The 18,092-nt window shown below is 44.5% G+C and carries 21 protein-coding genes; 1 reads left to right on the top strand and 20 read right to left on the bottom strand.

Going from position 1 to position 18,092, the window contains the following annotated elements; genetic code table 11:
- Positions 1-12: 12 nt before the first annotated feature.
- Both dapB and G4V62_RS01640 read right to left on the bottom strand, forming a co-directional pair.
- Positions 13-810 carry a 4-hydroxy-tetrahydrodipicolinate reductase gene (gene dapB / locus G4V62_RS01645; protein WP_165199019.1) on the bottom strand — a complete coding sequence of 266 codons (798 nt, stop codon included), beginning with the start codon at positions 808-810 and terminating at the stop codon, positions 13-15.
- Between the two features lie 23 nt (positions 811-833).
- The gene (locus G4V62_RS01640) at positions 834-1,154 is read right to left on the bottom strand and encodes a nucleotide pyrophosphohydrolase (RefSeq protein WP_165199018.1); all 321 of its coding nucleotides are present in this window, start codon (positions 1,152-1,154) and stop codon (positions 834-836) included.
- Positions 1,155-1,335: 181 nt separating this feature from the next.
- On the opposite strand from G4V62_RS01640, the gene G4V62_RS01635 reads away from it, so the two are divergent.
- Positions 1,336-2,211 carry a YitT family protein gene (locus tag G4V62_RS01635; protein WP_165199017.1) on the top strand — a complete coding sequence of 292 codons (876 nt, stop codon included), beginning with the start codon at positions 1,336-1,338 and terminating at the stop codon, positions 2,209-2,211.
- Between the two features lie 196 nt (positions 2,212-2,407).
- Here the strand turns inward: G4V62_RS01635 and G4V62_RS01630 are convergent, their stop codons facing one another.
- The 18 genes from G4V62_RS01630 to G4V62_RS01545 form a co-directional block, all read right to left on the bottom strand.
- Complete coding sequence (locus G4V62_RS01630; RefSeq protein ID WP_165199016.1) at positions 2,408-3,085, bottom strand: zinc metallopeptidase; 678 nt, start codon at positions 3,083-3,085, stop codon at positions 2,408-2,410.
- 50 nt (positions 3,086-3,135) lie between these two features.
- Positions 3,136-3,966, bottom strand: coding sequence for a sporulation protein YpjB (locus G4V62_RS01625; protein WP_165199015.1), 831 nt, complete (start codon positions 3,964-3,966; stop codon positions 3,136-3,138).
- Positions 3,967-4,029: 63 nt separating this feature from the next.
- Complete coding sequence (lhaT, locus tag G4V62_RS01620) at positions 4,030-4,620, bottom strand: lipoprotein heptaprenylglyceryl N-acetyltransferase LhaT (RefSeq protein ID WP_165199014.1); 591 nt, start codon at positions 4,618-4,620, stop codon at positions 4,030-4,032.
- Between the two features lie 65 nt (positions 4,621-4,685).
- Complete coding sequence (locus G4V62_RS01615) at positions 4,686-5,462, bottom strand: menaquinol-cytochrome c reductase cytochrome b/c subunit (protein ID WP_165199013.1); 777 nt, start codon at positions 5,460-5,462, stop codon at positions 4,686-4,688.
- A gap of 34 nt (positions 5,463-5,496) precedes the next feature.
- Complete coding sequence (gene qcrB / locus G4V62_RS01610) at positions 5,497-6,171, bottom strand: menaquinol-cytochrome c reductase cytochrome b subunit (protein WP_165199012.1); 675 nt, start codon at positions 6,169-6,171, stop codon at positions 5,497-5,499.
- A gap of 5 nt (positions 6,172-6,176) precedes the next feature.
- Positions 6,177-6,692, bottom strand: coding sequence for a Rieske (2Fe-2S) protein (locus G4V62_RS01605; protein ID WP_165199011.1), 516 nt, complete (start codon positions 6,690-6,692; stop codon positions 6,177-6,179).
- A gap of 141 nt (positions 6,693-6,833) precedes the next feature.
- The gene (locus G4V62_RS01600; protein WP_246218197.1) at positions 6,834-7,271 is read right to left on the bottom strand and encodes a YpiF family protein; all 438 of its coding nucleotides are present in this window, start codon (positions 7,269-7,271) and stop codon (positions 6,834-6,836) included.
- Between the two features lie 206 nt (positions 7,272-7,477).
- A complete protein-coding gene (locus G4V62_RS01595; RefSeq protein WP_165199092.1) occupies positions 7,478-8,041 on the bottom strand; it encodes a ReoY family proteolytic degradation factor in 564 nt (187 codons plus the stop codon).
- Between the two features lie 26 nt (positions 8,042-8,067).
- Complete coding sequence (locus G4V62_RS01590; RefSeq protein WP_165199009.1) at positions 8,068-8,814, bottom strand: tetratricopeptide repeat protein; 747 nt, start codon at positions 8,812-8,814, stop codon at positions 8,068-8,070.
- The gene (locus G4V62_RS01585; protein ID WP_165199008.1) at positions 8,774-9,328 is read right to left on the bottom strand and encodes a tetratricopeptide repeat protein; all 555 of its coding nucleotides are present in this window, start codon (positions 9,326-9,328) and stop codon (positions 8,774-8,776) included. Before G4V62_RS01585 ends, G4V62_RS01590 begins: the two co-directional genes overlap by 41 nt.
- Before the next feature lie 460 nt (positions 9,329-9,788).
- Positions 9,789-10,889, bottom strand: coding sequence for a prephenate dehydrogenase (locus tag G4V62_RS01580; protein WP_165199007.1), 1,101 nt, complete (start codon positions 10,887-10,889; stop codon positions 9,789-9,791).
- Positions 10,886-11,992: a histidinol-phosphate transaminase gene (hisC, locus tag G4V62_RS01575; protein ID WP_165199006.1), complete on the bottom strand. Its 1,107-nt coding sequence runs from the start codon at positions 11,990-11,992 to the stop codon at positions 10,886-10,888. The genes G4V62_RS01580 and hisC overlap by 4 nt, the downstream gene beginning before the upstream one ends.
- A gap of 16 nt (positions 11,993-12,008) precedes the next feature.
- Positions 12,009-12,815, bottom strand: a complete 807-nt coding sequence (gene trpA, locus G4V62_RS01570; protein ID WP_165199005.1) for a tryptophan synthase subunit alpha — start codon at positions 12,813-12,815, stop codon at positions 12,009-12,011.
- The gene (gene trpB / locus G4V62_RS01565) at positions 12,812-14,023 is read right to left on the bottom strand and encodes a tryptophan synthase subunit beta (protein WP_246218177.1); all 1,212 of its coding nucleotides are present in this window, start codon (positions 14,021-14,023) and stop codon (positions 12,812-12,814) included. Before trpB ends, trpA begins: the two co-directional genes overlap by 4 nt.
- Positions 13,998-14,663: a phosphoribosylanthranilate isomerase gene (locus tag G4V62_RS01560; RefSeq protein ID WP_165199004.1), complete on the bottom strand. Its 666-nt coding sequence runs from the start codon at positions 14,661-14,663 to the stop codon at positions 13,998-14,000. The genes trpB and G4V62_RS01560 overlap by 26 nt, the downstream gene beginning before the upstream one ends.
- Positions 14,660-15,427, bottom strand: a complete 768-nt coding sequence (gene trpC / locus G4V62_RS01555) for an indole-3-glycerol phosphate synthase TrpC (RefSeq protein ID WP_165199003.1) — start codon at positions 15,425-15,427, stop codon at positions 14,660-14,662. The genes G4V62_RS01560 and trpC overlap by 4 nt, the downstream gene beginning before the upstream one ends.
- Positions 15,408-16,448: an anthranilate phosphoribosyltransferase gene (gene trpD / locus G4V62_RS01550; RefSeq protein ID WP_165199002.1), complete on the bottom strand. Its 1,041-nt coding sequence runs from the start codon at positions 16,446-16,448 to the stop codon at positions 15,408-15,410. The genes trpC and trpD overlap by 20 nt, the downstream gene beginning before the upstream one ends.
- Positions 16,441-17,949, bottom strand: coding sequence for an anthranilate synthase component I family protein (locus G4V62_RS01545; protein WP_165199001.1), 1,509 nt, complete (start codon positions 17,947-17,949; stop codon positions 16,441-16,443). Before G4V62_RS01545 ends, trpD begins: the two co-directional genes overlap by 8 nt.
- Positions 17,950-18,092: the final 143 nt, after the last annotated feature.

Below are 18,092 nucleotides of genomic sequence, written 5' to 3'. Positions count from 1 at the left end.
TATGTGTGCACTTTAGTCAATAAGCTCGTCTAGCCCGTATACGAGTGTATTGAGTGATTGTACCGTTTCTACAGCCAACTGTACGCCAGACATAAAGCTGACACGGTGAATCGAATCGTGCTGAATCGTTAACGTCTCTCCATTGCTACCGAAAATGACCTGTTGGTGAGCTACGAGTCCAGGCAGCCGCATCGAGTGAACTTTCATACCATCAACATCTGCGCCGCGAGCACCCGGCAGGATCTCTTTTTCATCTTCATGCCCTTGATGCTTTTGCTCACGAACGTCACGAATCATTTCTGCTGTTTTGACAGCGGTGCCGCTTGGTGCATCTAACTTTTGATCGTGATGCTTTTCGATAATTTCTACATCAGGCATATACTTTGCAGCAGTTTTGGCAAATTTCATCATTAATACGGCGCCTAAAGCGAAGTTCGGAGCGATAATACACCCTGTTTCTTTGGCTTCCGCAAGCTCTGTCAATTGGGCAATATCATGCTGTGAAAAGCCCGACGTCCCTATCACAGGAGATACACCAGCCTCTAAAGCCATTTTAGCATGACGCTTCCCTGCTTCCGGAATGGTTAAATCGATTAATACGTCAGCATCGACATTGTTCAAGCATTGCTCGGCGTCGGTATAAATCATGGCATCTAATGGAATATTTGTAACATCACGGACGGTTTCACCGTCATGTGTACGGTCAATCGCAGCTACGAGTGAAAAATGTGCTGTTCTTTCGATTAATTGCAAAGCCTCGCGTCCCATTTTCCCACGGGGACCGGCAACAATAATTTTAATCTGTTCCATATATACACTTCCTCTTTAATGGCTTATTTTTTCGTCCAGCGGTCACGATCACGCGTATTAAATTTTTGCATCACGAGTTCATGCGCATCGTCCAATGAAATATGTAATGAATTGGCTAGGCACGTTAGAACAAACAACACATCACCGATTTCTTCTTCGATGGCTCGTTCTGTTTCTGTCGTTTTTTTTGGCTTTTCTCCGTACGTATGGTTCACATCTCTTGCCAGCTCACCCATCTCCTCAGTGAGCCGAGCCATCATCGCTAAGGGAGAAAAATAGCCTTCCTTAAACTGGCCTATGTAGTCATCGACGTCTTTTTGCATTTGTTCAATTGTTTTTGCCATTGCTCTCACCTGCTTTAGTCGTATTCTCTTAGGATGGTACTCGATGTTGCTCTTACCTGCAATGTTTGAGCTAAGAAAAAAATGTCATCATGCGAGCTTAATATCCGCTCTTTTGTTATTGAGTCTTATCGTCTTGTTCGTTATACTGTCTAAGGCATGCTGTCTTTTTGGAGGTGATTGAATGCGGTGGGGCATCCGCTTAAAAAATATCATTATGATTTTGTTCGGTTCTGCCATCTTCTCGTTCGGTATTGTTCACTTTAATATGGAAAATAACTTAGCAGAGGGCGGCTTTACGGGAATTACCCTACTATTATACTTTTTATACACAATAGACCCCGCTCTGTCCAATATTGTACTTAATATTCCTGTATTTTTTATTGGCTGGCGCTATCTTGGACGAACGACTTTTGTCTATACGGTTATTGGGACAATAGCGGTATCGATCTTTTTATGGATTTTCCAAGACCATATTCACTTTTCCATCCCTCTTCATAACGACATGACGCTCGCAGCTCTCTTTGCTGGTGTCTTTTTAGGCGTAGGGCTAGGGATTATCTTCCGTTATGGTGGTACGACCGGCGGTGTGGATATTATTGCACGCTTAATTAGCAAGTACACAGGCGTTTCCATTGGCAGAGCAATGTTTGTTTTTGACTTTTTTGTCATTGCTGCATCGATATTGCTCTATCTTGATTATACACAAGGGATGTATACCCTTGTCGCAGTTTTTCTCGGTGCCAAAGTGATCGATTTTATGCAGGAAGCAGCCTATTCTGCAAAAGGCGCTTTCGTTATTTCCAATGATTACGAAGCCATTGCGCAACAAATTATGAATGATATGGATCGTGGCGTCACCGTTTTTAAAGCCGAAGGAAGCTACAGCAAACAAGAACGAAACGTACTCTATTGTGTCGTAGCAAGAAATGAAATTGTCCGGCTAAAGAATGTGATTCATAAGGTTGATCCTCACGCCTTTGTCAGTATTACCGAAGTCAAGGACGTACTAGGCGAAGGATTTACGTTTGATGAAAATCGAAATCCAATGGAGCCATAAAATTCACATAAAAAGCCAGAGGAAGCTTCCTCTGGCGCAACTCTGCTCTTCAACCCTCAGGCAATTATTTTAAATCACCTGAGCACGTCTAACGCTTTCTATTAGGCAACCAAACGCTCCTACACATAAAAAAGTAACGAGTGTAAACTCCAGCAATTTTTCTTACACTCTTTGTGACAGGAATTCTCCGCTTGTTTTACTCGTCACTACCTCCAAAGATAGCCAATAGTCTCAGTAACTCCATCACCGCCACGACCGTCGCAGCAACGTATGTTAAAGCAGCGGCATTCAGCACCTTTTTAGCAGAAGGTTCCTCATTATTTTGTAATATGCCTAACGAAACAAGTTGATCCATCGCTCGGCTCGAGGCATTAAATTCAACGGGTAAAGTGACAAATTGAAACAACACCGCAAAAGCCATAAACGCGATGCCGAGCCAGACGAGACCGAGCATACCGGAAATGGCACCGATAAAAATGAGGATGTATGAAAAATTCGAGCCAAGATTTGCGACAGGAACAAGCGCATGACGAAAACGCAAAAATGAATAATCTTGTGCATCTTGTATGGCGTGTCCCACTTCATGAGCGGCAACTGCCGTTCCAGCAATTGAATGCCCATGATAGATCGAGCTTGATAGATTGACGGTTTTATGCCCTGGATGATAATGATCGGATAAGAAGCCTCGCGTCTCACGTACTTCTACATCGTAAATACCATTTTGATGCAAAATGAGTCGAGCAACTTCCGCTCCACTCAACCCGCGCATCGCTGGTACTTTCTCAAAACGCTTGTATGTCCGCTTCACTTTCATACTTGCTAACAGAGGGATCGTAAGCAATAGCGCAAAGTAGGTTAAGTATGTCAATGACATGAACCATTCCTCCATACATTTGTCTACTTATAATATTCCCTAAAAACACATCATAAGTCAAAAATAATGCTTGTCTTGCTCTTGACGCGGCTGTTTTTTCCGTTCCCCAAGATATTTGCGCCATCCGGCATAAAATAAAGATAAAAAATAAATCCGCCTACCATTGCAAGCACCCAATAAAAAGAGGAATCAGCTTCACTTTCTTTAGGAATGCGGTAAGCTTCTTTTATCGTCGCTTGAACCATGTCTAAGATCCCATGCTCATCTTTATTATTAACAAGTACGTTTCGCTGGCGTTCTAAAAAAGCGAGCTGGGACTGCAATTTCTCGGCGATTTCTGGTGATTCTGTCGCAATGATCGACGGACGAATCATCTCTGATAGCAGTAAAAACTGATTGAGTGCTTTTTGAAAGCCTCGCGCATCTCCTTCGCTGACCGTCACTTTTACATCCTCTAATGCTTTCAACACTTGTGAGGACGTTTCCAACCAAAGTGGCTGCTTTGGCCGCTGTAAAGCATCGACGAGCAATTTAAACTTTGCGACCTCTGTATAGCGTTGCGTATCTGCCATTGTCACTTGTGTCACAGCCTGTACTGCATCTTTATAACTCATGCTGAGTAAATACATGTCTTCCATTGACAGCTGTAACCCATTTCCTTGTGTCGAAAATGATTCTTCCGAAAGATAGCTTAAAGTCGATTTCGCTTGATCATACTGCTTTTGTTTAACCTCTTTTAAAGCACGGGTTGCTATTGTGTCAATATCTTTCCATGCTTGATTAGACTCTTTCGCATAAAGAGACGTATCGGCACCAAAAGCATATAAAAGAAATAACAAGGCGATACATAGAACGCTTGCCTTCGAAAAATATAATTTCATGGTTGTCCAACCTCCTTTCAAACCCATCTTATGAAAGGAGGTGCACAGCTATGCCATTCTTTCTCACAAAGGCAACGAACGTCGCAATCGATCGTTTTTTACACCGAAAGCATATGCGACTAGAATGGATAACATCGATAGCCAAAATGTAAAGTAACCAATTTCCGGCACATATAAATCAAGCGCAGGATATCTAGGCAACTGGCCAAAAACATAGTCAATCACATCATTATGTAACGTCCAGACAGCGGCGAACAAAAGTGGTCCGACAGTGAAACGATAAAAAGGACTGTACAGTATCGCCTCAATCGCCATTGCCCCGTGTGAAAACACGAGCATTAAAGCGGTCAGTGACAACGATCCTGTTTCTGCCCACGTCAATACGTTCATTACGACCGCCCAAATGCCATATTTAAACATTGTGACGAGAGCGAGTGCTTCAATCCACCGATTATGCTTTCCAATGAGCCACAAGCCTAGCACAATCGTAAAAAACAGGCTGGCTGTCGGGCTGTCAGGAACAAAAATATAAAAATGAGCTGGCGTATCCTCCAACTGAAATCTATACCAGTAATACCCATATACCGTCCCAAGCGCGTTAACGATAAATAAAGCCGTCATGATAGCACGATGCCTAAAAAATTTTGCGATCATACGTCCTCCCTACTAAAAAAAGCTGGCTGCCAATCGACAGCCAACCTCTTTAAAAAAGTCTATTCTTATTCCTCTGCGCCTAAGCCAGCAATAAATTCAGACAGCTGCTGTAGCTCTTCATCAGAACCGTCAAACTGACCACCTGGCATCGTCCCGATACCGTTTACCGCAATATCGGCAATTTCTTCAGTGGTAAGGTCTAATCCAATTAGCGTTGGTGCAGCTGGACCGCCTGCTAAGTTATCACCGTGGCACGATACACAAGACTGTGCCTGGTAAATTTCATAACCAGGGGCAGCCGTATCAATTTCCACATCAGGCGTTTCCTGAATTTGACCTTGCTGCGCAGCAGCCTCCCAGTCATGCGTAATGACTGACTCCCAAGTCAAAAACGTAATGGACACGACCGCCATCAACATCATCCCTGTCGCAATCGGACGACGGGCTGGACGACGATCCTTTCCGTTATCTAGCCATGGCGCTAGCATAAGTGCAGTGAACGCCAAGCCAGGAATGACAATCGCACCAACAACTGTGTATGGTCCAGCCGCGAATTCATATTTTAGCAACTGGTATAAAAATAAGAAATACCAGTCCGGCAGCGGAATATACGCAGTGTCGGTCGGATCTGCCGGAGATTCAAGTGGCGGTGCGTGAGACACCGTCAACAATAAATACCCGACTAAGAAGACAGCTCCAACCATCCATTCCTTCAGCAAAAAGTTCGGCCAAAAGGCTTCTGTTTTGCCTGGATACTCAGAATAGTCTTTCGGTATATTTGGCATACGTTCAGCCGGAATACGTGAATCTCCGACAAACTTCATCCCTTTTCCACGATGCATTGCAATCCCTCCTCATGGTTCCCATCGTTTCGGTTTATAGCGGACCAGAAATTCCTTGTTTGCGAATCATAATAAAGTGTGCCGCCAGAAGACCGAGCAACGCAGCTGGTAGGAAAAAGACATGAATCGCAAAGAATCGAGTCAGCGTCTGTGCACCAACAATCGTTTCATCACCGGCCATCAATACTTTTAGCTCAGTACCGATAAACGGAACGGCTTCAACAATTTGTAATGTAACTTTCGTTGCAAATAATGCTTTCATATCCCATGGAAGCAAATAGCCCGTTAGACCAAGGCCTAAGATGACCATGAAAAGCAGCACACCTACAACCCAGTTTAATTCTCTCGGCTTTTTATACGAGCCTGTGAAGAATACGCGTAGTGTATGTAAGAACATCATGACGATGACTAAACTAGCGCCCCAATGGTGCATACCACGGACAATTTGCCCGAAAGCAACTTCATTTTGTAAATAATACACCGATTCCCAAGCATTGATGATATCCGGAACGTAATACATCGTCAAAAACATTCCAGATAAAAATTGAATGACCGTGATAAAAAAGGTTAATCCGCCGAAACAGTAAACAAACGCTGAGAAGTGATGAGCAGGGTTTACGTGTTCGGGCACTTCATGGTCTGCGATATCTCGCCACATCGGTGTAATATCGAGACGTTCGTCGACCCAATCGTAGATCTTATTTAACATTCTCCCTAAGCTCCTTCCCCTCTTGGCACAGGTCTACCAAGATACAACTTTCCATCACGAACTTCTTGCTCATAAACGTCCAAAGGCGCCGTTGGTGGCGTTCCTGGTACGTTGACCCCATCTTTTGTGTATCTTCCGGCATGACATGGACAATAAAATTGGTCTGGATACGCCGGATTGGAAGCCCAGCTGACCCCGCATCCAAGGTGTTTACATATTGGTGAAAACGCCTGAATGTCTCCGTTATCATCTTTAAAAACCAACGCCTGCTGGTCGATGGTTGATTCATACCATCCATCTACCTGTTCGACAGGGAAGTTCACACTCTGTGGTGTTGTTGTGATTTCAGAGACGTCCATTACGGGAACCAAATCAGATCCTCCAGACGTTTGCAATACCGGATCAACAGCAAACCGTACCATCGGCAAAAGTATACCGGCCGCCATAAAGCCGCCTACTCCAGTAAGTGTGTAGGTTAAAAACTGCCTCCGGGAGACCCGATGCTCCTTTTCCTCGCTCATGACTTTGCTACCCCCCTCATCCGAAAACAACGGACAATTGTTTCATATTACACATAGACTACTAGGACATACCAATGATAGCGTAACAATTGGAAGCGTGTCAATACAGCCGCTGCGAACTGTGAAGATTTTGTTACTTTTTTAAGTCCACGCTTCTGTAAATGAGGCGATTAAACCACTGACACTGTCACGGACGACTTTGCGACGCATCTCTTCATCGAAATTTTCCATCGGAACAGCAGGCAACCATAATAATGTGCCTTCACCTGTATACGCCTGTTGCCACCATACATCAGATGTGATAAAGAAAACATGCTTAGCTCCGGCCTCTCTGCATTGATTCTCCCAAGCTTGGAGACGTTCTACAGCCCCTTCTTCTCCAACCCAATAACTGTATGAAGGTAAAAGCAGCATCCTTCCTTTAAACTGTCGCTCGATTTCCGCACTGACATAAAGAATATATTCACCCATGGATGCCGTTTGCTTTGCTGTACTGCTCAAATCCAATGGGATGAGTGGGATAACAACCGTATCCACAAATTCTTTTTCTTGAAGGTATTGACCGACTTCTTTCATCATCCATTTCACTGTTAAAGCTCACCTCACCCTTCCAATCGCAACAATGATGTGCGTCATACATTGACCGCACCAAATCTTCCTATGTATATAGCCTCTGTGTATTGTACATCGTGCGCTTCTTCAATTCAATAGATGGTGAAAGAGAAACGTAAAATACGCACAACTGAGCAAATGAAGCTCATTGTGCGTATAAGTGTTGTTTTTCGTCATTTTTTCTTTTTGGACGAGCGAGGAGGTTTTAACGCGTTTAGCTTGGCGCTATGCACGAGAAAAGCTTCTTTATCTCTTTCGTCTAATGACGCATTCACTTGTCTTTTTAATTGAGTGACTTGGTATTGATAAATGGATTCATTTAAGAAGCGTTCGGCTAAATCTTGATCTTGAACATTTTCAAATGATTGAGAGGGGGCATACGGATTGTCGACTAACACCGCCGCAAATTCTGGCGTTTGATGGTTATTTTTAAAGTTCAACTGGATGTAAATTCGCTCGGAGTCATGTAAACGAATGTCATGAAAAGCCTTTTCTGCGTCGGTCGTAACGACATTATTCTTATAAAACCGAAAGCCTGCTTCACGAGTACACTTCGTAGACATAATCAGCGCACGCGGGCAATAATTGGCTTGATCTACGAAATGAACCATCTTTAACAGGTGTTCATGATTCGCTAAATAATTTAAAATCCAAACGCATTCCCGTTTTTGCAACTGATACGAATGAAGAAACCATTGTAGAAAATCTTTTTTTTCTTGCACTGATATGGCTTCCATCCCCATGACTCTCTCCTCCCTAAACGTTATCTCTCATCTAATAAATCTTCATAAAGCATTTCAAGCTCATCGTCCAATGGCTCGCTTGTGTGGGCGCGAAAAGTTTCTAATGCCTTTAAAGCCGATAAACGCTTTCCTTCCTCTAGCATAAAACGAACATAAAATTTCACGAAAGCTGCGCGGTGTTTTAATAAAGGATATGTTTCTTCATATAATTGTCTTGCTTCTTCATACGCTTCTTGGCGATGATATGCTTTTGCCAAGGCGAAAAGGCTATCAGGATCCGGGTATTCGTCTGCTTGATTTTGCAGGAGATCAATCAAAGCCTCATCCTCTTCTTCCTGCTCGTACACTTTAACGAGCCGTTGAACAGCTTCTTGTGACCATTGATCCTTCAAAAGCGCTTCTTTATAGTATTGTATGGCTTCAGCTTTTTCATGCTGACGCTCTGATAAGCGTCCTGCGAGCACATAGAGCTCAACTTGTGTATCGTCTTTTGCAATGCCTTCTTTAACAGCAGCAAGTGCTTCCTCATACAATCCTTCTTCTTCGTAAGCTTCGGCAAGCGGTTTATAAAGCGAAACAAAATCGGCGTCCATGTCTTTTAATTGCTCCAATGCGTGAATCGCAGCCTGCGCCTCATCAACTTTTAAGGCAACTAAGCCAAAGCCGAACAGCGCTTCAACAGTTGTTTTCTCTTTGAGACCAAGCGTGTAATGGTGATAGGCATTTTCAAACTGACCTGTTAAACTGTATGCTTCGGCAACTAACAAATGAACCTCTCCTGAAGGAATTTCCCCTTCTTTTTGCAATACTTTCTCTAAATAAGGCACTGCTTTTGCGCAAACCTTGTTCTAAGTAAAATGAGCCTAAAGCCATATCAATGAATTCATTGTAGGGTTGCTCCCTCTTTGCCTGCATGAGCTTTTGCTCAGCTACTTCCTCAAGTCCTTGAGACGCGTAAACATCTGCTGAAAGGACAAGAGCCCGGAGAAATGAGGGGCTTTCTTCTGTAAAACTGTTTAAGAGCTCTAGAGCGTCAAGCTCACGGCCGTCTTCCAAATAAACTTCAGCGAGATCAATCTGCAGTTCACCATCTTCAGGATAAGCCTGTAATAGCTCTTCATATAAACGAATCGCGTTTTGTACTTGCCCCCATTCGGCATAAACCCCGGCAAGCTGATATAACTGCTCATCATCCCCAGATTGTTCAAGCTGTTGCAGCTTTTCAAGTCCTTCTTGGACACGACCTTCTTCAACGAGAGCGACGGCTTCCTCAATACGCAAACAAAACACCTCTATTTATCAGTCTATATAGTATTACGTGATTTAATCATACTCTCCTGTTGAAATCAACTGACAAATGCCGACGAAGAACGTCACGTATGATATGACGAAATCAACAGAATACAGGTTGCAAAAACATGGGACATTATTTAAGTATAGTATATAGAGCGCCACGATAAAAAGCCTGTGCGGTATACACAGACTTCAAAGTGTAGACAAAGTCATCATTTATTAACAAATGCCTTGGATCAAAGTCCTGGATTGAAAGTGTTGATCACCAGTCAAGATCAGCCTTTCTGCTATAGAAGACGGATATGATGAACAACATTAAGAATGTTTAACTATGAAAAACTGTTAACTTACACGTAACGAGATTCACTCCCGCCTTCTCATTGAGGTGGGAGTCTTTTAGCGAAGAAACGACAGAACCTTTTACAAATGCTAACCGTTTGTCGACTTTTTAGCCAGAAATATACGTTGGATAACTCGCCTCTTCCAAAAGCACTTCGGCTTTTTGACGATCCGATTCCGTTCGAAAGCTGAGTCGCAAAGCCCCGAGTATATCTTCGCGCGTTTCTAAAATACGTAAGTTCGTCAAGCTGATCCCTTTTTCAGCGAGCAACCGAGTCACCTCAGAAATCACTCCTGGGTAGTCCGGTACATCTACATACAAATCATAAAATGACGGAATTGCCCCCTTCGCTCGAACAGGTAAGGCATCGCGAAAGAATTTTGCCTCCTCAAAAAAAGAAAAAAGCTCTTCGCCAGATGACTTTTTCAGCATCTCTTGAACATCATTCATGCGCTCTTTCCACTCCTCAAGCATTGCGAGCATTTCATCTTTATTATGTAATAGTACGTCACGCCACATCGTCGGGCTTGAAGATGCAATTCGCGTAATGTCTCGAAAGCCGCCTGCCGCCATTCGCATGGCTATCGGGTGCTCTTTTGATAAGTCGGCGACTTGCTGCACGAGTGCAGAGGCGACAATATGTGGAAAATGGCTGATGGCACCTGCGATTTTATCATGCTCCGCAGCTGACATCTCCACAATCGTTGCCCGGGTCGCTGCGAGCCAGCGCTTTAACGTTTGCATTTGCACATCCGTCGTTGCCTCAGTCGGCGTCAAAATATAGAACGCATTTTCGAATAAATGCTTTTGTGCTGCTTCAACGCCGGATTTATGTGAGCCAGCCATCGGATGCCCGCCGATAAAGCTCTGATCAGCAGGAAGCACTTGTTGAGCCATCTCCATCACTTCGAGCTTTGTGCTTCCGACGTCGGTAATAATGGCGTTTGGCTTCAGCTTACAAGTAGCAAGCTCCGTTAAAATCGTCCTCGTTTGTTGAACTGGCGTTGCAATGATAATTAAATCTGCTTTTCTGGCGCCTTCCTGGATGGAGGGCTCGGCTAAATCAATTACACCGAGCGCCTCAGCGAGTTTCAACTGCTTTTCTGATATATCATACGCGGACAAGGTGATCCGATGCTTTGACCGTAAAGCGAGCGCAATCGACCCGCCAATCAGACCAAGTCCGATTAAAAAGACATGACCTTTCATTGCGCCTCACCAGAGAGTTGTTCTTGACGTAATTCTTGAATGGCGGACTGAAGTCCATTCATGTCCTCTTTCGTTCCAACCGTGATTCGGACAGCCTCAGGATAACCTAATGCAGCTCCTGAGCGGACAATATATCCCTTTTGGAGCAAAGCATCATATATTTCAGCAGCAGGGCGTTTGAAATCAACAAGAACGAAATTCGTTTCAGATGGATAGACGTCTAGCCCTTGCTCTTTGCAAAATTCGACAAATGTTTTGCGAACGACGGCATTTTCAGTTCGTGTTCGTTCCAAATAATCTACATCCGCAATGGCTGCGACCGCTGCTGCTTGAGCCGGAACCGATGTATTAAATGGACCACGTGCGGGATCAACACCTTGAATAAAATCAGGTGCGCCAATCCCATAACCAATACGCATGCCTGCCAAACCATACGCTTTTGAAAACGTTCGGAGGATGATTAAGTTCTTGTACTGTTCAAGTGCTTGTATTGTGTCGGGAAAGTCATCGGCAGTGACGTATTCGACATACGCTTCGTCAGAGACGACCAATACGTGAGAAGGCACTTGTTGCATAAACGCATGAAAATCTTCTGTATTCATGTAAACACCAGTCGGATTGTTTGGGTTACATAACCAAACAATTTTCGTCTGTTCATCAATTTGCTTTAGCATACCATTCAAATCATGGGCGCCATCAATCAGCTCAACTTCGCGCATCTCACAGCCTTCTATCTGTGCGTTATGAAGATATTGCGAAAAAGAGGGCGTCGGAGCAACGGTGTTACTCGTTGCATCAAGCAACGCACGGCAAAGAATCATAATGATCTCGTCCGTTCCGTTACCGAGAATAAAATGCTCTTTAGACAATTGATATCTTTCGGCAAGGGCAAGTTTAAGGTTCAGCCCATAGCCATCAGGATAGATCGCTGCTCCTTGCATACTTTCTAAAGCTGCTTGAACCGCTTTAGGTGACGGTCCATATGGATTTTCATTAGAAGATAATTTCACAATTTTTTCAAGACCTAAATCACGTTGAACTTGTGCCGGTGTCATCCCCGGCTTGTATGATGCCATACCTTGTAGTTGTTTTTTAATATTCATTCACTGTGCACCTCAGTTAGACATTAGATTTCACAGGAACCAGCGATTGTATAAACCGTCTAAACTCTTCCAGACCCGCTTGACGTGTTGCTTGATTTGCTAATTCGTCTTGAAGATCACCTATCTTGCGAACAATAGCGCTGCCGATAATGACTCCGTCACATTTCTTGAAAAAGTGCTCTACCTGCTCCTTCGTCGAAACACCGAAACCGACGGCTACAGGAACTGAACTGTGCTGAGACGCATCTTGCAAAAACGCATCTACCTTTTCGGAAAACGAAGCACGTTCCCCGGTCACACCCATTGATGACACACAATATAAGAAACCATCGGCTTCGTTCGCTACCATTTTAATGCGTTCTTTCGACGTCGGTGCGACGAGAGAAATGAGAGAAAGGCCATGCGCACGGCATTTTTCTTTTAAATCTTGGCTTTCTTCAAACGGAAGGTCTGGAATGAGGACGCCATCAATCTGATTCTCTTGCGCTAAAGCAAAAAAGCGTTCCTCTCCTAATTGTAGCACAGGATTATAATAGGTAAAGATCACAACAGGAATTTCTACACCTTCCGCTCGCATTTTGGAAACGAGCTGCATTGCTTTCGTTAACGTCATGCCACTAGCAAGCGCTCTTTGAGAGCCCTCTTGTATGACTGGTCCGTCAGCCAACGGATCAGAATAAGGAATACCTAGCTCAAGGACGTCCGCGCCTTCCTCTTGAAGAACTTTACACAACTGAACCGTTGCTTCAGGCGTCGGATCGCCCACAGTAATAAATGGAATAAACAATTCTTGACGTCTTTTGAGGCGTTCTTCAAATGTCATTGTTGTCCTTCCTTTCTTTCTGCAAGATAATTTTTTACGGATTGTACGTCTTTATCACCACGACCGGACAAGCATACGACTAAAGCTTCATTTGTTGGAAGCTCCGGGGCAATCTGAAACGCATATGCCAACGCATGAGCACTTTCGATCGCAGGGATAATGCCTTCTTTTTCGGATAAAAATTGCAATGCGGCGATCGCCTCTTCATCGGAGACGGGCTTGTATGTCACCCGCTTTGCGTCATTTAAGTAAGCATGCTCTGGTCCGATACCAGGATAGTCTAGACCCGCTGAAATCGAATAAGGCTCCGTAATCTGGCCGTGTTCATCTTGAAGTAAGTACGTCATTGAACCGTGGATGACCCCTGGAGTACCTTTCGTTAATGTCGCCGCATGCTGGCTCGTATGAACACCTCGACCAGCAGCCTCAACGCCATACAATTTGACGTCGTCTTCTAAAAACGGATAAAACATACCTATCGCATTGCTTCCTCCACCGACACAAGCAACGATATGTTCAGGTAAACGTCCAATTTGCTGTGTCACTTGTTCTTTCGTCTCATCACCGATCACCCTTTGAAAATCACGAACCATTTTCGGGTAAGGATGAGGACCGACGACTGAACCTATAATGTAAAAGTGATCTTCACAATGCTGCACCCAATAACGGATTGCATCGTTTGTCGCATCCTTTAAAGTTTGATCTCCCGAAGAGACAGGAATGACTTCTGCACCGAGCAGCTCCATTCGAAAAACATTTAATTTTTGTCTTTCGATGTCCTTTTCACCCATAAACACTTTACAGTGCAAGCCGAATTTTGCCGCCACGGTTGCTGTGGCGACGCCATGCTGCCCCGCGCCTGTTTCAGCGATCACGTACTTTTTCCCCATTCTTTTTGCAAGCAATGCTTGCCCAAGTGCGTTGTTTAATTTGTGAGCGCCCGTATGGTTTAAATCTTCGCGCTTTAAATAAACTTGCGCGCCACCTAAAGTATTGGTCGTATTTTCAGCATACGTAAGCGGTGTCGGTCGTCCCGAATATTCACTTAGCTCCTTGTGTAAAGAGGAGATAAACTCTTCGTCGTGCAGCGCTTCTTGCAAAGCTTCTTCCAATTCATATAGGGGCTGCATTAATGTTTCAGGAACGTATTTTCCGCCGAACGTCGCGAATCGCCCTAAGTGATCAGGATAAGTCATTTCGAGTGCCATAAAGCACAGCCTCCATTCGTTTCATTTGTTCAATCGATTTTTGTCCTTCTACCTCAATCCCACTAGCAACGTCAATACCGTGAGGTTCGTATTCAAGAAGCTTGGCAATATTAGCAGGGTTGACTCCCCCAGCAATGAAGCATGTCACCCCTTGACGGTTTGCCTCTTCCATATATGCAGGAACACTGGACCAGTCAAACGTCTGTCCACTTCCTCCCCAAAGCTTCGTTTTAGTATCAATTAAAAACCCATCCACAATGCCCGCAAAGGCTCGCATCTGTTCCAGGCCATTCTCGTTATGATGAATTACTTTAATGACGTCTCGTTGAAAGCGGCTCTTAACAAGCCGACACATATCGGGCGTCTCCCGACCATGAAGCTGAATGATATCCATACTTGGAAAGGACCGGAGGGTACTAGCGATTTTCTCAATGTCAGGTTGAACGAAAACCCCTACGAGCTTTTGCTCGTTTTTTTTGCCATGAGAAGCGACCCACGTTTGAACATCGTCAGGAAGGACATACCGTGGACTTTCCGCAAAAAAAATAAAGCCAATCCATTCTGCCCCGTGACTGATGGATTTCACATAATCAGCGGCACTTTGATTTCCGCAAAATTTCAAGATTGGTTTCGTTCTCATGTGGCTTGATTCCCATATAATGCTCGTATCGCTTGTTCAGGCGCACCCGATCGCATTAAATGCTCGCCAACGAGGATGCCTGCTGCACCGTATTCTTTAACCGTTTTGACATCGTCAGATCCATGAATACCTGATTCACTAATAAAAAGCGTACCTTCCGGCAGGAGCTTTGCAATCTCGTTTGTATGTTGAAGCCGCGTTTCAAACGTGTGTAAATCGCGATTATTTATGCCGAGCAATGCCGGTGTAAAGACGTCAAGCAGTTGGGAGAGCGTTTCCTTACTATGCACTTCGACGAGGCATTCCAAACCAATCGCTTCTGCTGTTTGATAGAGTGTGTACAATGCTTCTGGAGACATCGCCTCACCAATTAACAGGATCGCATCGGCACCAATTGAAGCACTTTCGAATACTTGCGCCTCTGAAATAATAAAATCCTTCCTAAGCACTGGCAGAGACACGTGAGCGCGCACGGCTTCTAAATGCGCTTTTGCCCCTTTGAAATACGTTTCGTCCGTTAACACTGAAATCGCGGCTGCCCCGCCACGTTCATATGCCTGCCCAATCTCTGTAGGAACAAAATGCTCGCTAATCAGACCTTTTGACGGTGATGCTTTTTTCACTTCAGCGATTAAGGCGGGCTGTTGCTCAGATGAGAGCAATGCCTGCCGTAAAGAACGAAAACCGACATCACGATGCTTCAGCTCTTCAATATGAATGTGCTGTATTTCTTCACGTTTTGTTTCAAGAATTTGATGCAACATGGAAGTCCCCCGCCTTTTTCGTCATCATTTTTTCTAAATGTGCGTATCCCTGCCCAGTACGCAAAGCTTGCTGCGCACGCTCAATCCCTGCTTCGATTGAGGAAACATCGTCAGCGACATACAGAGCAGCACCTGCATTGAGTGCAACAATGTTTGTGGCTGCTTCCTCTCCTTTTCCTTTTAACACGTCCGTAATGATGCGGGCGCTATCCTCTGGAGAGCGCGCAAGAATATCTTCAATACGCCCGGTCGGTACGTTAAATTGCGCTGGTTCAATCTGGTATGTGTGGATATCACCGTCACAAAGCTCAACGACGTTCGTACGTCCAGTAATTGTTATTTCGTCAAGACCGTCTTCTCCTGTCACGAGTAACACATGTTCAGAGCCTAGCTCTCGCAAAGCTTTTGCCATTTTTTTCGCCTGTTCAAAATCGTACACCCCGATCAATTGCTTGCGACAACGAAGCGGATTTGCCATCGGTCCCAAAATGTTAAATACCGTGCGAAAACCAAGCTCTTTTCGCGGTGCAACGGCGTGCTTCATCGCCTGATGGTACAAAGGAGCAAATAAAAATGACATATGGTGCTTTGCTAAACCTTGCTTTGCTTCCTCTGCATTTTGCTGAATATCAATGCCGAGTGTGTTCAGCACGTCGGCACTTCCACTTTTAGATGAGACCGCAAAATTTCCGTGTTTTGCAACCGGCACTCCGAGTGAGGAAACGAGCAGTGAGCTAGCCGTGGAAATATTAAATGTTCCAGAAGCATCGCCTCCTGTACCACACATATCAATCAAATTTTCGGTTGGCCCATTGACCGTCGTCATGTGCGAACGGAGGGAGCGAACAAACCCGATAATCTCTTCGATCGTTTCACCTCTCATATGGAGCGCCGTTAAAAATGAAGCAATTTGTAACGGTGATGCCTCTCCTTGCATAACGATGTTCATGGCCTGTTCAGCTTTCTGTTCGCTTAACGTTTCTTGGCGGGCGGCCACTGTTTGAAGAATAGATTCAAACATAAGTTTGACTCCCTTCCGCTTTTTGCTTTTCCGCATGGTCAATCGCTCGCACAAGCCCCAGCGCCTTATTTCTCGTTTCTTCCCATTCCATCTCAGGGACAGAATCAGCAACGACACCAGCGCCTGCCTGCACTGTGACGGTACCTTTTTCCAAAGTCATGGTCCGGATCGCTATACACGAGTCGATTTGAGCATTATAGCCGATATAACAAATGGCTCCAGCATAAATGCCTCGCGATGTAGGCTCTAGCTCATTAATAATTTCCATTGCCCTGATTTTCGGTGAACCGGATACGGTTCCCGCGGGAAAACCAGCGTTTAAGGCAGCAAATGGTGTAAACCCCTCAGCTAGCTGGCCACGTACTTTAGAAATGAGGTGCATAACGTGCGAAAAGTGTGCCAATTCAAGTAAAACAGGTGTGTGTACAGAGCCGTATGCTGCGACACGACCCACATCGTTGCGAGCAAGGTCGACGAGCATATGGTGCTCTGCCCGTTCTTTTTCATCATTTTTCAATTCTTCACCGAGCTGTTCGTCTTCTCGTTTTGTCTGACCACGCGGTCTCGTCCCTGCAATTGGGTGAATTTCAATTTCACCTTGCTGAACTTCAACGAGTTTTTCCGGTGAGCTGCCAATGATTTCTGTCTCGCCAAGTACGATGTAAAACATGTACGGTGAAGGGTTAATCATTCGTAACGACCGATACAGCTCAAGGCCGGACACTTCTGTTTTTTTGGTAAACCGTTGCGATAATACAGCTTGAAAAATATCGCCGTTTTTGATCCATTCTTGAATGGCCTTTACATCATGTAAGAATGAATCTTTCGCGTAATTGCTAACAAATTGGGCAAACGCTTCTTCGACTTCCTGTCCGTTGGTCGGTGTTAACAAATGCGGAGGTGCATCGTTGTTCAAAGTTGCTTTAGAAACGATATCATCCATTCGCTTGATCGTTTCTGCGTAAATTTCCTTTACTCGATCTTTATTTTGCACGTCTACATAACAAATGACTTCAAGGCGGCCATTGTGATGGTGATATGCGAGCACGATTTCACAAAATATAAAATGATACAAAGGTTTTTGCCCGTCAAAACCGTGTTTCGTTCGCACAGTTTCTAGCTCATAAGCCGCTTCATAAGCCATATAGCCGACACCACCACCAGAAAAAGGCAAGTCACTTTCCAATGGCTTTAAGTTTTGTAGCTTTTGCACTGACGCAAATGCATCTTGAAGCGTCGTCTCGCTTTCGATCACTTTATTCTCTTTCTTAATCTGAAAGTGACTTTCTTGGTGAACGATGGCATACGTTTCGTGTAAACCAATAAACGAATGCTTCGACCAAAGTGACTGCTCATCACGGCTTTCGAGTAAATAGGACGCCGTATCTTGAAGGTGAGTAAACATATGAATCGGTGTCGTTTGATCAACGTAGTACTCTTTAACTAAGGGGATCGTGTCATAATGTTCTGCTTCTTCGATAAATTGCTGAAGTGTCTTCAATAGGAATATCCCTCCATCATTTGCCTATGGAGAGCAGGAGAGGAAAAAAGAGGAAATATAAAACGCCCAGGAGCTTTGAACTAAAGCCTGGGCGCGAAAAAGGATAGACGTATCCCGTGTGTATTCGCTCATCTCTGCTCACG

Origin of the sequence: Litoribacterium kuwaitense, from assembly GCF_011058155.1 — a bacterium.
Lineage (GTDB): Bacteria > Bacillota > Bacilli > Bacillales > DSM-28697 > Litoribacterium > Litoribacterium kuwaitense.
The sequence above is the reverse complement of the archived record's forward strand: the minus strand, read 5'-3'. Positions and strand labels throughout refer to the sequence as shown.

Coding starts and splice junctions, on each gene's coding strand:
- dapB (WP_165199019.1), bottom strand. CDS start 810: ATGGAACAGATTAAAATTATTGTTGCCGGTCCCCGTGGGAAAATGGGA.
- G4V62_RS01640 (WP_165199018.1), bottom strand. CDS start 1,154: ATGGCAAAAACAATTGAACAAATGCAAAAAGACGTCGATGACTACATA.
- G4V62_RS01635 (WP_165199017.1), top strand. CDS start 1,336: ATGCGGTGGGGCATCCGCTTAAAAAATATCATTATGATTTTGTTCGGT.
- G4V62_RS01630 (WP_165199016.1), bottom strand. CDS start 3,085: ATGTCATTGACATACTTAACCTACTTTGCGCTATTGCTTACGATCCCT.
- G4V62_RS01625 (WP_165199015.1), bottom strand. CDS start 3,966: ATGAAATTATATTTTTCGAAGGCAAGCGTTCTATGTATCGCCTTGTTA.
- lhaT (WP_165199014.1), bottom strand. CDS start 4,620: ATGATCGCAAAATTTTTTAGGCATCGTGCTATCATGACGGCTTTATTT.
- G4V62_RS01615 (WP_165199013.1), bottom strand. CDS start 5,462: ATGCATCGTGGAAAAGGGATGAAGTTTGTCGGAGATTCACGTATTCCG.
- qcrB (WP_165199012.1), bottom strand. CDS start 6,171: ATGTTAAATAAGATCTACGATTGGGTCGACGAACGTCTCGATATTACA.
- G4V62_RS01605 (WP_165199011.1), bottom strand. CDS start 6,692: ATGAGCGAGGAAAAGGAGCATCGGGTCTCCCGGAGGCAGTTTTTAACC.
- G4V62_RS01600 (WP_246218197.1), bottom strand. CDS start 7,271: ATGATGAAAGAAGTCGGTCAATACCTTCAAGAAAAAGAATTTGTGGAT.
- G4V62_RS01595 (WP_165199092.1), bottom strand. CDS start 8,041: ATGGAAGCCATATCAGTGCAAGAAAAAAAAGATTTTCTACAATGGTTT.
- G4V62_RS01580 (WP_165199007.1), bottom strand. CDS start 10,889: ATGAAAGGTCATGTCTTTTTAATCGGACTTGGTCTGATTGGCGGGTCG.
- hisC (WP_165199006.1), bottom strand. CDS start 11,992: ATGAATATTAAAAAACAACTACAAGGTATGGCATCATACAAGCCGGGG.
- trpA (WP_165199005.1), bottom strand. CDS start 12,815: ATGACATTTGAAGAACGCCTCAAAAGACGTCAAGAATTGTTTATTCCA.
- trpB (WP_246218177.1), bottom strand. CDS start 14,023: ATGGCACTCGAAATGACTTATCCTGATCACTTAGGGCGATTCGCGACG.
- G4V62_RS01560 (WP_165199004.1), bottom strand. CDS start 14,663: ATGAGAACGAAACCAATCTTGAAATTTTGCGGAAATCAAAGTGCCGCT.
- trpC (WP_165199003.1), bottom strand. CDS start 15,427: ATGTTGCATCAAATTCTTGAAACAAAACGTGAAGAAATACAGCACATT.
- trpD (WP_165199002.1), bottom strand. CDS start 16,448: ATGTTTGAATCTATTCTTCAAACAGTGGCCGCCCGCCAAGAAACGTTA.